Origin of the sequence: Paenibacillus sp. FSL F4-0087, from assembly GCF_038020215.1 — a bacterium.
Taxonomy (GTDB): Bacteria; Bacillota; Bacilli; order Paenibacillales; family Paenibacillaceae; genus Paenibacillus; species Paenibacillus taichungensis.
In genome coordinates this window covers 946880-961782 of sequence record NZ_JBBODJ010000001.1, presented here as the reverse complement: position 1 = coordinate 961782, position 14903 = coordinate 946880, and the positions used below count along the sequence as shown (strand labels likewise).

The following is a 14903-nucleotide window of genomic DNA, read 5'->3' as shown; positions in this document are numbered from 1 at the left end:
GATGGCTGGAATTCTACAACGAAAGAAATGGATCCTGCCCATAGTCATTGCAGCAGTAGCTGCCTGCGTCATACTTTTGCTTACTTCCGGTGCAGGTGTAAAGAGTGCAGTTGTGCCTTCTGGCAGTTTGCCTGCCATTGAGGTGGATGCCATTTTGCAGCAGACGAGGCAGAAGAACGGATATGAACAATATTTGTCCCAGGCAGGTGAGGCCTCAAGACCGAATGTGGATATGACCATCGAAGCAGGAGACTACATACGGGCAGAGGGTGAAGAGGTACGTAAACTGAAGGATTATGAAGGCAGGCCGGGTGTATCGCTTCATACTGGGGAGACAGGCGAGATCGACTGGGTAGTTGACGTACCGGAAACCGGGCTGTACAACCTCTCTGCTGTCTATTTTCCCGTAGAAGGCAAGAGTTCGGCCATTGAGCGTGCATTGTACATTGACGGTGAACTTCCGTTTGCGGAAGCCGCCTATTTGCAGTTTGATCGGGTATGGGGCAATGAGAAACAAGCTGTTGAACAGGATAATCAGGGCAATGATCTTCGTCCAAAACAAGTGGAGAAGCCCCGCTGGATGGAGGAAACATTTCAGGACCCGGATGGGTATGAACAGGTTCCATTCAAATTCTATCTGGAAAAGGGAAAGCACACGTTAACGCTGAAATCCTCTCGCGAACCCATGGTAATTCGATCCATACGACTATTCAACGAGAAGCCAGCCGTTGCTTATGCGGAAACCGCAGGGGCTAAGCAGACGGATTCTTCCGGTCAGCCTAAGGATGTGCTCATCCGAATTGAAGGGGAAGCGGCAGTTGCCAAATCTTCACCTACGTTATATCCAACCAGTGAAAGATCAAGTTCAGCCGTATCTCCGTACAGCGCTTCCCAGGTGCGTATTAATACGATTGGTGGCTTTAACTGGCGTCTGCCAGGACAGTGGATCGAATGGGAAGTGGACGTGCCGGAGAGTGGACTTTATCATATCGGTTTTACCGCTCAGCAAAATTTTGTCAAAGGCATCTATTCCACACGCAAGCTGACCATCGATGGCGAGATTCCGTTTGCGGAGATGACGAAAGCCCCGTTCCGTTACCAAAGCGACTATCGCATTGATGTGCTGGGCGGTGAGGAAGCTTACAAGTTTCAGTTGGATAAAGGCAAACATGTCATTCGGCTGGAGAACAGCCTGGGCGACTTCGCACCACTCATTCGCAATGTGGAGGACAGCCTGTACAACCTGAACTCCATGTACCGGAGAATTCTGATGATTACAGGCACGAAGCCGGATGAATTCCGGGATTATCGGGTGGAGAAGCAGATTCCGAATCTGTTGGAGGTATTTAGCGGAGAAAGCAAACGCCTGAAGGAAGTGGCAAGGCAACTTCGTCTTCTGTCAGGCCAGTCCAGCGATCAGGAAGCGTTGATCAAAACGATGGCCCAACAGCTGGATGAGATGATCGATAAGCCGGATACCATTCCAAGAAGACTTGCTGCTTACAAAACGAACACGGGCGGACTGGGGACTTGGGTGCAGCAGGCTCGCGAGCAACCGCTTGAGATTGATGCCCTCTATGTAGCTTCATTAGACAGTAGCATTCCCGGAACGGGTATGGGTCCGCTGGCGAAGCTTGGTCATGAAGCGAAGACATTCTATCATTCGTTCTTCATTGATTATAACCAGATCGGGAACGTAGCCACATCAGAGGATCAGCGCACGGTGACGGTCTGGATCGGCAGTGGTCGTGATCAGGCGAACACGATGAAAGCGATGATTGATGAGACATTCACACCGGAGAGCGGCATCAACGTCAATTTGAAGCTGGTCAACATGGGTACGCTGTTGCCAGCTACCTTGTCGGGTGAAGGACCTGATGTAGCGATGCAGATCGGCAATGATCTGCCCGTGAACTTTGCGATGCGGAACTCGGCGGTGGATCTCACCCAGTTTAGTGACTATACCACGGTGGAACAGGAGTTTAGAGATAGTGCCATCGTACCGTACGCCTATGATTCAGGCGTGTACGCCCTGCCGGAGACACAGACCTTTAATATGTTGTTTTATCGAAAAGATGTGCTTGCAGAGCTGGGGCTTGAAGTTCCTCAAACGTGGGATGATGTCGAGAGCCTGCTGGCGATTCTGAGCAAAAATCATATGGAATTTGGCATGCCGGTGGTGGCCCAGGCCAACATGCAGGGGGTCAATATCCCGCCTAATTCGCAGTATGCAACGATGCTGCTGCAGAACGGCGGCTCCTTCTATCGGAATGACGACAAGGAATCGGATCTGGATTCGCGCATCGGCATCGAGACCTTTAAGAAGTGGACAGAGTTTTATACCGATTACAAGCTGGAGCGGGAGTATGACTTTGCCAACCGTTTCCGGACCGGACAGATGCCGATTGGTCTGACGGATTACACGATGTATAACCAGTTGTCCGTATTTGCACCGGAGATCCGTGGATTATGGGGATTTGTTCCTGTTCCGGGGACTGTGCAGCCGGATGGAACATTGAATCGGGACGTTCCGGGTGGCGGCAGTGCGGTCATGATGCTGGAAAGTGCCAAGGATCAGGAGGCGGCGTGGGAGTTCATGAAATGGTGGACCAGTACACCGGTTCAGGCTGAGTTTGGCCGCGAGATGGAAGGGCTGATGGGTGCGGCTGCGCGTTATCCGACGGCCAACATCAAGGCACTCGATTCACTTCCATGGCCTGCTGAGGACTATGCGAATCTGAAGGCACAATTCGAGACAGTAAAGGGTATTCCCGAAGTACCTGGTGGTTATTTTACCGGACGTCATCTGTTCAATGCATTTTACAAGACGGTTGTTGGTCAAGTGGAAGCAAGGGAATCCATCATGGATTACACCCAGTACATTCAGGACGAGATTCGAGTCAAGCGTAATGAATTTGGTCTTCCGTAAGCAGAGGGAGGGTTAACAGTGTCACAAATATCACTCCGAGACGGACAAAACAGTCCTCCTGAGAAAACACCAGGCATGGGCATGAAATCATGGTGGTCCTGGAAGCTCAAGGAAATGAAGGCCAGCAAACATTCCTATGTACTGCTAGCTCCTTATATGATCCTATTCATCATGTTTACTGTGATTCCGGTGGTCATCTCCATCATACTCAGCTTCACCTATTTCAACATGTTGGAGTTTCCGCGTTTTATTGGCTGGCAGAACTATACCCGGCTGTTTCTGGAGGATGACGTATTTCTGATTGCCATCAAAAACACGTTGCTGTTTGCCATTATTACCGGACCCATCAGTTATATTGCCTGTTTCGTATTTGCGTGGATCATTAATGAATTAACGCCCAAATGGAGAGCGTTCATGACGCTGATCTTCTATGCGCCATCCATTTCGGGGAATGTCTATTTTATCTGGTTGATGATTTTCTCGGGGGATCGCTACGGTATAGCCAATGGATTACTGATCAAATGGGGATTTCTGCTGGAGCCAATCCAGTGGTTGAAAACGGAAGCCTACATTATGCCAATCCTCATTCTGGTGCAATTGTGGCTCAGTCTTGGCACAGGCTTTCTGGCTTTTATCGCCGGTTTGCAGACCGTAGACCGGACGTTATATGAAGCAGGTGCGGTAGACGGGATCAAAAATCGCTGGCAGGAGCTCTGGTATATTACCCTGCCTTCAATGCGTCCGCAACTGATGTTCGGTGCGGTCATTCAACTTACGACCTCATTCGCCGTGGCCGATGTATCTATTGCGCTGGCGGGGTTCCCAAGTGTGAACTATGCGGCGGAGACGGTGGTGACCCATTTGATCGACTTTGGTACAACGCGGTTTGAGATGGGATACGCCTCGGCGATTGCAACCGTACTGTTCATGATTATGGTGGGCACCAACTTGCTGGTACAGAAACTGCTTCGAAGGGTGGGGGAATAGCTATGGCTGCAATTGCAACAGGCAAAAAGCGGGTGAACCGCTCCTTATCGGGCAGCATCTCCCTGTTTACCCTTCTGCTCGTATTTGGTGCTTTCATGGTGCTGCCGCTGATCTATGCGATCAATAATGCGTTCAAACCGCTGGATGAGATTTTTACTTTTCCACCAACGCTATTTGTCAAAAATCCAACGTTCAGCAATTTCACGGATTTGCTGAATCTGCTGAGTGACTCGTGGGTTCCGTTCTCACGATATATATTCAACACGGTATTTATTACAGGCATTGGCATCGTTGGTCATGTGCTGCTCGCATCGGCAGCGGCGTACCCACTCGCCAAGCACAAATTTCCGGGCAAAGTGTTCATGTTCCAGGTTGTTGTGCTTTCCCTGATGTTCACACCTGCCGTGACGGCCATTCCTAACTATATGATCATGTCATGGCTGGGTTGGATTGATACGTATTGGGCCGTCATTATTCCGGCATTTGCCTATTCATTGGGTCTGTATCTGATGAAGCAGTTCATGGAGCAGATCCCGGATGCGTTGCTGGAAGCAGCCAAAATTGACGGTGCCAGTGAATACCGAATTTTCTGGTCCATTGTCATGCCGAATGTAAAGCCAGCTTGGCTCACATTGATCATTCTGCTGTTCCAGATGCTGTGGGGCAGTGATGGCAATGGGTACATCTACAGTGAACAGCTCAAGACCTTGCACTATGCGGCGGGTCAGATCATTCAGGGCGGGATATCCCGGGCTGGGGCAGGTGCTGCGGTAGCACTTATTTTGATGAGTGTGCCCATTACGCTATTCATTTTCTCCCAGAGCCGCATCATTGAGACGATGGCGAGTTCGGGCATGAAGGAATAAGGGGGAACGATATGGCACGCACAGTGAAAAGTTGGCTTGTTCTCCTGGCGGCAGTATCGCTGCTGCTGGTGAATTCCGTGCCTGCGGCGGCCTCCCCGGCGCCGTATGAGAGTTATAACTACAACTACTGGAAAGAGGCCGTTCCGTCACCGGATGCCTATCTGCCCAAGCAAACCATTTCAGGCAGCGACCTGGGCATTGGCGAATTCAAAGACCCCGGTGATGTAAACGTCTCTCCCTCCGGGCAGATTTATATTTTGGACAGTGGCAACAGCCGAATTGTTGTCCTTGACGCGCATTATAAGCTGTTGCGGGTAATCGAAGGATTTATGATGGACGGCAGCAAGGAGAGTTTTAATACGCCAGGTGGATTATTCGTGGATGAAGAGGGTCGAGTATACATCGCAGATACGGGGAACAGCCGCGTAGTTGTCCTGGATGCGGAAGGGCAGCTGGTCCATACCATTACGAAGCCAGAGTCTGATATCCTCGCGACCAATTTTCAATTCCAACCACTGAAATTGACTGTGGATCGGGTAGGCCGGGTGTATGTGGTGGCTCAGGGTGTCTACGAAGGAATTATGCAGTTTGACGAGCACGGTCAGTTCATTGGATACGTTGGTACGAACAAGGTGGAGCGCGACTACGGCGAATACATTTGGCGGATGCTCTCAACCAAAGCCCAGCGGGCGCAGATGGTTTTGTTTGTACCGACCGAGTTTTCCAATGTCGATATCGACTCCAAAGGGTTCGTATATGCGACCAATATCGACCCAGGTTCCAGCGAACCGATTAAACGTCTCAATCCATCCGGTGAGGATGTGCTGAAGAGGTTTGGTTATTTTGAAGTCAAAGGAGATATCAGATTCCGCAATAACCCGGGTCCATCCAAGCTGATTGATGTGAAGGTACTGGGTAACGGTATGTACAGTGTGCTGGATGCGACGCAGAACCGGGTGTTTACTTACGATGATGAAGGTCATCTGCTCTATGTATATGGAGGCAAAGGAAATCAGGTGGGAACGCTCAAAACACCAGTCGCCATGGAACAGTCCGGGGATCATCAATTAGTGTTGGATCGGGGAAAAAGCAATCTGGTTATCTATGAGCCAACACGGTTTGGAGCCAGCGTGAATGAGGCGGTTGCCCTTCATTATCAGGGCGAGGATACAGAGGCTGTTCATATCTGGAAAGAAGTGCTGAAGCTGAACGCCAACTATGATATCGCTTATATCGGTATCGGCAAGTCCTTGCTGATGGAGAAGAAAAACGAGGAAGCTCTGGGTTACTTCGAACTGGGAATGGATCGCAAAAGTTATTCTGTCGCGTTCAAAAGATATCGGCGAGAGATGATGAAGGAACATTTCGGCACCTTTCTGACGCTTGCCATCGCACTGATTTTCATGCTGATCCTGGTCCGAGTGGCGGTTAAATGGAGACGGAGGAGGCAGATTGACAGTGAAGCAGGATTACATTAAGTTTCCGCTGCATCTCATTTTTCACCCCATTGATGCATTCTGGGATATCAAGTCGGATCAGCGGGGAAGGTTGACCGTTGCTTTTGGAGCACTGGCGCTTACCATTATCATGATGATTTTGCAAAAACAATACGCGGGGTTTCTCGTCAATTACGTCGATCCTCGCACAATCAACAGCATAGGGGAGATCGCTACGGTTGCAGTGCCATTCTTTCTTTGGTGCATAGCCAATTGGGCCGTAACCACCCTGATGGAAGGTGAAGGGAAGTTCAAGGAGATTTTTCTGGCAACAGGATACTCGCTTATTCCGATTATTTTGATCTATGTCCCGATGATTATCATCAGCCGCTTTATGGTACAGGAAGAGACGGCTTTTTATTATTTATTTAATAGCATCGCGTTCTTCTGGTTCGTGCTGCTGCTCTTCATTGGCACGATGACGGTGCACCAGTACACCGTGATCAAAACGATTCTGACGATGCTGCTGACGGTAATTGTCATGGGCATAATCGTGTTCCTCGGAGCATTGGTGTTCAGCATGTTGCAGCAGTTATATGAATTCGGTTACAACATCTACCGCGAGTTGATTTTTCGGACCTAAAGGAGGCGGCATCCGTGAACAAAAGGCAACGAATATATACGGTGCTGGCCAGTGGTGCTGCTGTGATTCTGATCGCGGCTGGACTGCTGTATATCAATAACAGGGGAGTACCTGCTGTGGAAGCAACGGCTTATCTTGAAGCAACAACAGAGGCTATGCCAACCGAGACGGAATCATTGCAATTCCTTACCGATTCTTCAGAGGGTGTGCCGGGTATGCAACTGGTCGTCGAAGACCAGGGACTGGCGCTGTATTACAACGAGGAAACGACGGAAATTGCCGTTCGTGATGGAGCGAGTGGTCAGATCTGGTACAGCAATCCGAACGAACGTAATCAGGATGGCCTGGCTTCTGCTTATGAAAAGGAGGTGCTGTCCTCCCAGCTGAACGTGTCATTTCGGGATGCAATTGGTACGCTGGAGAATTTTCCGAACTTTAGCTCCAGTATCAGCAACAAACAGTTCGCAGCTATCAATGTGGATCAGGGTATTCGCGTTACATACACGCTTGGGGATACCTCGCTCGGCATTGAAGCTCTACCCAAACTGATCAGCAAACAGCGTCTGGAGGAAAAGGTTCTTTCGAAACTGGATGCGACAGTTGCAAGATACACATCGGCTCGTTATTATCCAACCAAAAACAACCCGGATGTGCTGGAACGCTTGGATGGACAGATATCTAAGCAGCTTGTGCTGAACAAGATGCTGGATGCCTTTGAGGCGGCGGGGTACACTGCTGACGATCTTGCTTTTGACAATGAGGAGAATGGAGTCGAAGGCGGGGGCTCATCGGATAAACCAAGCTTCGTCATTCCGGTGGAATATCGGCTGGATCAAGGTTCGCTGGTTGTAACCGTGCCACTAAGTCAGGTGAAAGAGAGCGGTCAGTACCGCATTCGTAATATCGATCTGCTCGCTTATTTTGGTGCCGCGGATACGAAAGGTGAAGGTTATATGTTTGTACCTGACGGTTCAGGCAGTCTGATCCATCTGAATAACGGAAAGGTCAAAGAGGAGCAGTACGTACAGCGTGTGTATGGTGCAGATCCCAATGACAATTCACTCAGTCGCCCGCAGGTTAGTGAATCTGTCCATATGCCTGTCTTTGGTTTGAAGAACGGTGAACATGCCTGGTTTGCCGTGATTGAAAAAGGGGATGGCATGGCCAGTATCTCTGCGGATATTGGAGGCAGGCAAAATAGCTACAACCACGTCTACGGCACGTTCTCCCTGCGGGGTGAGGATGAGCTGGAGATGTATACCTCGCAAAAGATGCAGGAGATTCAGCTATTGAGAGAGGAACCATTCCGAGGGGATATTCAGGTGCGCTACCATTTCATTAATGGTAAGGATGCCAGCTATTCCGGTATGGCCCGTTTGTATCAGCAGCAATTGGTGGAGCAGAACGTACTGAAACCGCTGGAGGACGTATCAGCCTTGCCTTTTTACGTGGATGTGTTAGGTGCAGTGGACAAAAAAGCTTCATTTCTGGGTGTACCTTATCGGACCACATTGGCTATGACGACGTATGAACAAGCGGCTGAAATGGCCGCGAAGCTGCAGCAGGAAGGTGTGAACCGCGTGCAGATGCGGTATCAGGGATGGTTTGGCGGAGGTTTCAGTCACCATACACCTACCCAGGTCAAGCTGGACAGTGAAGTGGGTAGTCGTTCCGAATTGCATGATCTGTCTGAACAACTGAATCAGTCCGGTGGAGCGTTATTCCCTGATGTGGCGTTCCAGCGTATCTATCACGACGATTGGAACTTTGCTCCTTCCTCCGATGCAGCGCGATTTGTCACCAAGGAGACGGCTGAATTGTATCCATACAGTCCTGCCCTCAACCGGATGGATCAGAGCAAAGACAGTTATTATCTGTTGTCGGCCGCCAAGCTGCCGTATGTGGTGAGCGAGTTTGCCGGGAAAATCAACAAATTGGAACTCAGCGCATTATCACTGCGTGATCTCGGGCAGGTATTGAGCTCGGATTATCGGGATAGTCGTGTCATCCACCGAGAAACTGCGAAGAACATTGTGAAGGAGCAACTGGGCAAGCTGCAGCAGGAATATCCAAACCTAATGTTATCATCCGCTAATGCGTATGCGTGGGGATATACGCAACATATTGTTAATGCTCCCTCAGGCTCCAGCCGGTTCAACATTACCGACGAGGAAGTTCCTTTTTATGAGATGGTCATTCATGGATATATTGACTACGCTGCTTCCGCAATGAATACGTCAGGGGATCAAGATCTGCGCAAACAGATGCTCCGCAGTCTGGAGCTGGGCTCAGCTCCGCAATTTCAATGGACGTATGAACCTTCATCCAAGCTGAAGCTGACCAATTATGATTCGGCTTATGCCACTGACTTTGCATATTGGGTAGATGACGCAGCTGCATTATACAAGGAAGCGAATGAAGTATTAGGTCATTTGCGGAACCATCCAATAACCGAGCATGAACGAGTTCAGGATGGCGTAGTGCGTGTCACTTATAGTGGCGGTGCAACGATTTTGGTGAATTACACGGCTGATCCGGTAACGATTAATGGAATTACCGTTGGCGGGGCGGACTATGCAGTGGAAGGAGTGAACCAATGAGAAGCCTTCGTTTATCCTTGAAATCACGGAGAGCGCTGCTTGGACTTGCGTTTATTTCGCCATGGCTGATTGGTTTCATCTTCCTGTTCGCTACGCCGCTTCTGCAATCGATCCGGTTCAGTTTGAGCAATCTGTCGGTTGCCCCAGGAGGATATGTACTGGATTTTGTCGGGCTGAAAAATTTCAAGGATGCCATCCTGGTTGATGCCACCTTTAACCGGATCTTGGTGGATTCGGTCGGAGCGATGCTGCTAAATGTGCCGATGATTCTGTTCTTCAGTTTATTTACGGCGACACTGCTTAACCAGAAATTCAAGGGCAGAACGATGGCGCGTGCGATCTTCTTCCTGCCAGTCATACTGGCCTCCAGTGCGGTGGCGGCGGCCGAGTCCGCAGGTTTGATCAATCTGATGGGGGACGCCAGTGCGATTGAATCGTCTACCGAAGGGGGAGCTTCGTTCAACGTCGTTTCAATCGTGCGAATGCTGAATGATGTGGGGCTGCCAATGGCATATGTCGATTACATCGTGGAAGCCATTATGCGCATCTACGATATTGTCAGCAGCTCTGGCGTACAGATTCTGATCTTCCTCGCTGCGCTGCAATCGGTACCTGGTTCCATGTACGAAGTGGCCAAAATTGAAGGTGCAACGGCCTATGAATCCTTCTGGAAAATTACGTTTCCGATGGTGAGTCCATTGATCCTGACAAATGTCATCTATACGATTATTGATTCCTTTGCAGGCAGCCCGGTGACGGAGGCCATTTACCAGACGGCGTTTAAAACCCAGAACTTCGGTCTGAGCTCAGCCATGTCCTGGCTGTATACGCTGGTCATCGGCCTGGTATTAGTTGTTGTCGGATGGGTACTGTCACGACGGGTTCATTACAACTGAAAGCTAACGAACGTAGAAGGAGGCATGAGACTATGGCTGTGTCGGGAACGGATCGTATGGTGGTGGTTCCGAAAGAGAACTACCGCATGCAGAGGGTACGAAACAAGACATCGGACCTCCTGTATTCCATCTTCAGATATGCATTGATTATTGGTATTTCATTTATTATTTTGTATCCATTGTTTCTTAAAATCTCGGTTGCGTTCAAGGATAAACAGGATATCTATAATCCGACCATCTATATGATTCCCCAGCATTTTACGCTGGATAATATCAAGCTTGCGGCGCAGGTGATGGATTATCTGCCTTTGCTGGCGAACACGCTGTTGTTCGTCACGATTACAACGCTGCTCACAGCGATATCCTGTGCGTTAGCCGGGTACGGCTTCGCCCGCTTTTCTTTTCCCGGCAGCAATGTGCTGTTTGTATTGGTCATCCTCACTATTTTGGTGCCAACAAGCACCCTGATGGTGCCGATGTATCTGCATTTCCGCAACTTTGACATCCTTGGAATGGTTCATCTGTTCACGGGACGAGAGGGGATCAACCTGCTGAATACATACTGGCCGTCCATGATTACTGCGGCTACGGCTGGTGGGCTGAAGGCGGGGCTGTTCATTTATATTTTCCGCCAGTTCTTCAAGGGCATGCCCAAGGAAATTGAAGAAGCTGCACTGATTGATGGAGCAGGCGGATTTCGGACATTTGCCCGAATTATGCTGCCGAACGCCATTTCGCCGCTGATCACAGTCATTCTGTTCTCGTTTGTCTGGCAGTACAACGATACGTTCTATTCCGCGCTATTCATGAGTGAAAGCCCGCTTATCTCGCTGAAGGTGGCTTCATTGCCTGCCCAGGCGAACCAGTTAATTCCCCAATTGATGGGTTTTGGTTCGAACTCGGGCATGAAGGCAGACCCGAATTATGTTGCCATGATCGTGGATACAGGAATTCTGCTGGCGATTGCACCGCTCATTATTTTGTATTTGTTTGTACAGCGCTATTTCGTCGAGAGTATTGAACGTTCAGGTGTAGTTGGTTAACCGGGTTTGGAGTAGTCGTATAGGATGCGTAATTCGGGTGTTTTTGATATTTGGGTCGCTATGTGCCCTGCATGGGAATGGGGGATTATCAATGACGGAGCAAAAGATAAGCAGTAATATAGTGAATAAAGATGCGACTTCCGAGGCTAGAGAACTGATGAAGTATTTGGCGGAGCGTTATGGAAAAGGGGTACTGTCAGGTCAACAGGATTACGGCAATCTGAACTGGATTAATGAGAATACAGGCCGCAAGCCGGCGGTAATTGGATTCGATCTCATGGATTATTCTCCATCAAGGACAGAACGCGGTGCGATCTCTCAGGAGATCCGGGATGCGATTGCATGGCATCAGCAAGGCGGAATTGTGACATTATGTTGGCACTGGAATGCACCTGCTAATCTGATCAATGAACCCGGTAAAGAATGGTGGCGCGGCTTCTATACGGATGCCACCACCTACAATCTCGCGTCAGCGCTGGCTCACCCTGAATCGGAAGAGTATACCTTATTGATCCGGGATATCGATGCAATTGCAGTACATCTGCAAGAACTCAAGGAGGCTGGGGTGCCTGTGTTATTCCGGCCGCTTCATGAAGCGGAAGGAGGCTGGTTCTGGTGGGGAGCCAAAGGACCTGAACCTGCCAAACAGTTATATCGCCTAATGTATGATCAATTGGTCAACAAGTATGAGCTGGGTAATCTGATCTGGGTGTGGAACTCGGAAAAGCCGGATTGGTATCCGGGTGACGATGTGGTGGACATTGTGAGTGTGGATGTGTATCCAGAAGCAGGCGATCACAGCCCATTAGCTAAGCGTTATGAAAATCTGCGTGAACTGGTGAATGACAGCAAAATCATTGCCTTAGCCGAGAACGGCTCCATTCCAGATCCAAAGCAAATGAAAGAGCAAGGTGTACATTGGAGCTGGTTTTGTACCTGGACGGGAGAATTCCTACAGGGTGGTAATCATAATACCGTGGCGTATTTGAAGGAAGTATATAATAGTGAAGAAGTCATTACGCTGGATCAATTACCGAAGTGGAGTTGGAGATAGGGATATCATTTGAACTTCTACCGACGTGAAAAAAAGGGGGCTGTTCCACAAGTCATGAACATGACGGTGGACGCCCCTTGTTCGCGTTAATTTGGCCTGCCTTGAGAGTCGGACTTTAAGGTGCGCTAGATTCGTTAGCACGTTGCAAGTTTGACGCATTCCGCTCACCTGAATTATTGGATAGCATGGCACTGATTTTTGGAAATAAAGTCTCACTGGAAGTGAACAGGATATAGTGTTGATTGGTTGTACGGATTAGAATTGTTTCGGAAGAGCCATACGCTGCGCCGATTCGAACGGCTGAAGGCTCACTTCCACCATATGTATCATCAAGGGTAACTGTTTTAATATCTGAGATGGGAATCTCTATTTTGGAAAGCTGCCAACGGATGATGAGTTGATTCTCTACTTGCTGTACTTTGATGCCTAGCATACACACAACCTCCTCCCTTTAAGTCTGTTGAAGATAAATGCTCTTTTTTTAGTTTATCACTTAATGGACGGTGAGTGCTGGATCATTCTGGAGAAGCGAAGCAGCGATCGGAAGATGGTACTGTAATTGAAATGGCATAGTGCACCAGAGGAAATGGTTTGCTACAGATATTTCCATACATATTGCAATGATGTACACTATGACTAACGAAAATGGGGGACGAAGAGATGAGCATGGAGGTGGTGCCATATGACAGACCTGAACGCGTATCATTATTTTGAAAAAAGGGTTGGACCATTCCGTAATCTCTCCAGTCTGTCCGAGCAGGATGCAGAAGCCGTTGCGCAGCATATCCAGCAGGAAGGCCGGAATTTTGCCAGTCAGCGATCAGCAGATTACATGATGATTCGAAGAGAACTTGAGCGGAAAGCGTACGAGCAGTTTATCTCCAAAGGTGGGAAACCGAGCAACCGTTATCCTCACTATATGACCCTGGGTGCATGCGCGTGGTTGGAATCTTGGTATACCGAACCGGATTGGGTCACGATCTCATGGGAGAATCTTCCTGATGATTCCGTAAGTTTTACCTACGGCGATTTGTTTCCAACGATGCGTTATATCGATGATAAACCTTATCGTAAGCAGGTCTACACGAAAGATGAAATACTGGACATTATTCAATCCTATGGCTGGCCTCAGGAATGGAATCAACAGGGTGATCTCGGACCGGAGCGTTATATCGAAGTACAGGTGTGGAACGAGGGCATCATCGGACCATATCGTCACCTTGATTGATATGCGAAATGGATGAAGAAATTCAGTTGAATGGACTGTTCAAAAAAGTAGGAGCAGGAATGATAACACCACCGTATCCGAATATTCGTCCTGCCGTGTACAATAGGGGGAAACAAGTCTTAAACCTAACCATAGAAGGGGATGCTTGAGATGCATGATCGGCTGCCAAAGAAACCTTCTTCCTGCTGCTGCGCTGCAAGCCGAGAAGGTAAGTTGGAGGAAAAGAGTCTGCCAGAGGAAACGGCTGCAGCAGTAGAGGCTGTTGAGGGCAAGCCATCCAGCCATAGCAGTTATACAGCTGATTTCATGATAGCTCTAACCAATAGAGCAGAGAAGAAAGAAAGCATTCGTATTGAAGGTGGACGTTTCCTGATGGGTACAAATGACCCCGAAGCTTTTGAAGCAGATGGGGAAGGCCCGGTCAGGGAAGTTCAGGTGAACTCCTTTTATCTGGATGCCTGTACTGTAACCAATGCGGAATTTGCACAGTTTGTTCGTGAGACGGGGTATCGGACTGAGGCGGAGCGGTTTGGCTGGTCTTTTGTTTTTCATCTGTTCGTTTCTCCGGAAACGGCGACTCAAGTTCGAAACGTGGTGCAACAGACACCTTGGTGGTGGGTTGTTGAAGGTGCGGATTGGGCTCATCCCGAAGGACCCGATTCTAATATAAAAGATCGCTCTGATCATCCGGTTCTTCATATCTCATGGAATGATGCTAATGCGTATTGCCGCTGGGCGGGTAAACGTCTGCCCACAGAAGCCGAATGGGAGTACGCAGCCCGGGGTGGCCTGATTCAGAAAAAATATCCCTGGGGCGATACGTTAAGGCCGGATGGACAGCACTATTGCAACATCTGGCAGGGTGTATTTCCGACGAAAAATAATGCAGCCGACGGTTATGCAGGCACCGCTCCATCCCAATCATTTCCTCCCAATGCATACGGACTTTATAATATGTCAGGCAATGTATGGGAGTGGTGCGCAGACAACTACGTTACGGATCATGAGAAGGCTACGGCTGCTGACACGGAGTTATCTCCTCATGAAGATCGCAAGGTGTTAAAAGGCGGTTCCTACCTATGCCACCGTTCCTACTGCAATCGCTACAGAGTGGCGGCGAGAATCCCCAACACGCCTGATACATCTACTGGACATATTGGTTTCAGATGCGCAGCGGATGTATAGTATGTTGGTTTGCTTGTTTGTAGAATAAGGCTCGGT

Annotated in this window: 12 protein-coding genes; 11 read left to right on the top strand and 1 reads right to left on the bottom strand. The window is 49.1% G+C overall.

Annotated elements, in window-relative coordinates; translation table 11 throughout:
• Position 1: 1 nt before the first annotated feature.
• The 9 genes from MHB84_RS04500 to MHB84_RS04460 all read left to right on the top strand — a co-directional run bounded on the left by MHB84_RS04500 (position 2) and on the right by MHB84_RS04460 (position 12454).
• Positions 2 to 2929 (top strand): extracellular solute-binding protein, encoded by a 2928-nt coding sequence (locus tag MHB84_RS04500; RefSeq protein WP_076289987.1) that lies wholly within the window; start codon positions 2 to 4, stop codon positions 2927 to 2929.
• 75 nt (positions 2930 to 3004) lie between these two features.
• Positions 3005 to 3916, top strand: coding sequence for a carbohydrate ABC transporter permease (locus tag MHB84_RS04495; RefSeq protein ID WP_064641001.1), 912 nt, complete (start codon positions 3005 to 3007; stop codon positions 3914 to 3916).
• 2 nt (positions 3917 to 3918) lie between these two features.
• Positions 3919 to 4782 (top strand): carbohydrate ABC transporter permease, encoded by an 864-nt coding sequence (locus tag MHB84_RS04490; RefSeq protein ID WP_076289986.1) that lies wholly within the window; start codon positions 3919 to 3921, stop codon positions 4780 to 4782.
• Between the two features lie 11 nt (positions 4783 to 4793).
• A complete protein-coding gene (locus MHB84_RS04485; protein WP_076289985.1) occupies positions 4794 to 6260 on the top strand; it encodes an NHL repeat-containing protein in 1467 nt (488 codons plus the stop codon).
• Positions 6241 to 6861, top strand: a complete 621-nt coding sequence (locus MHB84_RS04480) for a Yip1 family protein (protein WP_076289984.1) — start codon at positions 6241 to 6243, stop codon at positions 6859 to 6861. The genes MHB84_RS04485 and MHB84_RS04480 overlap by 20 nt, the downstream gene beginning before the upstream one ends.
• A 14-nt stretch (positions 6862 to 6875) precedes the next feature.
• A complete protein-coding gene (locus MHB84_RS04475; RefSeq protein WP_076289983.1) occupies positions 6876 to 9461 on the top strand; it encodes a DUF5696 domain-containing protein in 2586 nt (861 codons plus the stop codon).
• On the top strand, positions 9458 to 10357 hold the full coding sequence (locus MHB84_RS04470) for a carbohydrate ABC transporter permease (protein WP_076289982.1): 900 nt from the start codon (positions 9458 to 9460) through the stop codon (positions 10355 to 10357). Before MHB84_RS04475 ends, MHB84_RS04470 begins: the two co-directional genes overlap by 4 nt.
• Positions 10358 to 10389: 32 nt before the next feature.
• Positions 10390 to 11400 (top strand): carbohydrate ABC transporter permease, encoded by a 1011-nt coding sequence (locus MHB84_RS04465; protein WP_083678955.1) that lies wholly within the window; start codon positions 10390 to 10392, stop codon positions 11398 to 11400.
• A 91-nt stretch (positions 11401 to 11491) separates the two neighbouring features.
• The gene (locus MHB84_RS04460) at positions 11492 to 12454 is read left to right on the top strand and encodes a glycosyl hydrolase (protein WP_076289981.1); all 963 of its coding nucleotides are present in this window, start codon (positions 11492 to 11494) and stop codon (positions 12452 to 12454) included.
• Positions 12455 to 12569: 115 nt separating this feature from the next.
• On the opposite strand, the gene MHB84_RS04455 is transcribed toward MHB84_RS04460, so the two are convergent.
• On the bottom strand, positions 12570 to 12887 hold the full coding sequence (locus MHB84_RS04455) for a SunI/YnzG family protein (RefSeq protein WP_076289980.1): 318 nt from the start codon (positions 12885 to 12887) through the stop codon (positions 12570 to 12572).
• Positions 12888 to 13136: 249 nt separating this feature from the next.
• Here MHB84_RS04455 and MHB84_RS04450 point away from each other — a divergent pair, with 249 nt between their 5' ends.
• Together MHB84_RS04450 and MHB84_RS04445 are read left to right on the top strand one after the other, a co-directional pair.
• A complete protein-coding gene (locus tag MHB84_RS04450) occupies positions 13137 to 13682 on the top strand; it encodes a hypothetical protein (RefSeq protein WP_076289979.1) in 546 nt (181 codons plus the stop codon).
• Between the two features lie 141 nt (positions 13683 to 13823).
• Positions 13824 to 14867: a formylglycine-generating enzyme family protein gene (locus MHB84_RS04445; RefSeq protein WP_445322099.1), complete on the top strand. Its 1044-nt coding sequence runs from the start codon at positions 13824 to 13826 to the stop codon at positions 14865 to 14867.
• The last annotated feature ends 36 nt before the right edge of the window (positions 14868 to 14903 follow it).

Coding starts and splice junctions, on each gene's coding strand:
- MHB84_RS04490 (WP_076289986.1), top strand. CDS start 3,919: ATGGCTGCAATTGCAACAGGCAAAAAGCGGGTGAACCGCTCCTTATCG.
- MHB84_RS04470 (WP_076289982.1), top strand. CDS start 9,458: ATGAGAAGCCTTCGTTTATCCTTGAAATCACGGAGAGCGCTGCTTGGA.
- MHB84_RS04445 (WP_445322099.1), top strand. CDS start 13,824: ATGCTTGAGATGCATGATCGGCTGCCAAAGAAACCTTCTTCCTGCTGC.
- MHB84_RS04450 (WP_076289979.1), top strand. CDS start 13,137: ATGACAGACCTGAACGCGTATCATTATTTTGAAAAAAGGGTTGGACCA.
- MHB84_RS04465 (WP_083678955.1), top strand. CDS start 10,390: ATGGCTGTGTCGGGAACGGATCGTATGGTGGTGGTTCCGAAAGAGAAC.
- MHB84_RS04485 (WP_076289985.1), top strand. CDS start 4,794: ATGGCACGCACAGTGAAAAGTTGGCTTGTTCTCCTGGCGGCAGTATCG.
- MHB84_RS04460 (WP_076289981.1), top strand. CDS start 11,492: ATGACGGAGCAAAAGATAAGCAGTAATATAGTGAATAAAGATGCGACT.
- MHB84_RS04495 (WP_064641001.1), top strand. CDS start 3,005: ATGGGCATGAAATCATGGTGGTCCTGGAAGCTCAAGGAAATGAAGGCC.
- MHB84_RS04500 (WP_076289987.1), top strand. CDS start 2: ATGGCTGGAATTCTACAACGAAAGAAATGGATCCTGCCCATAGTCATT.
- MHB84_RS04455 (WP_076289980.1), bottom strand. CDS start 12,887: ATGCTAGGCATCAAAGTACAGCAAGTAGAGAATCAACTCATCATCCGT.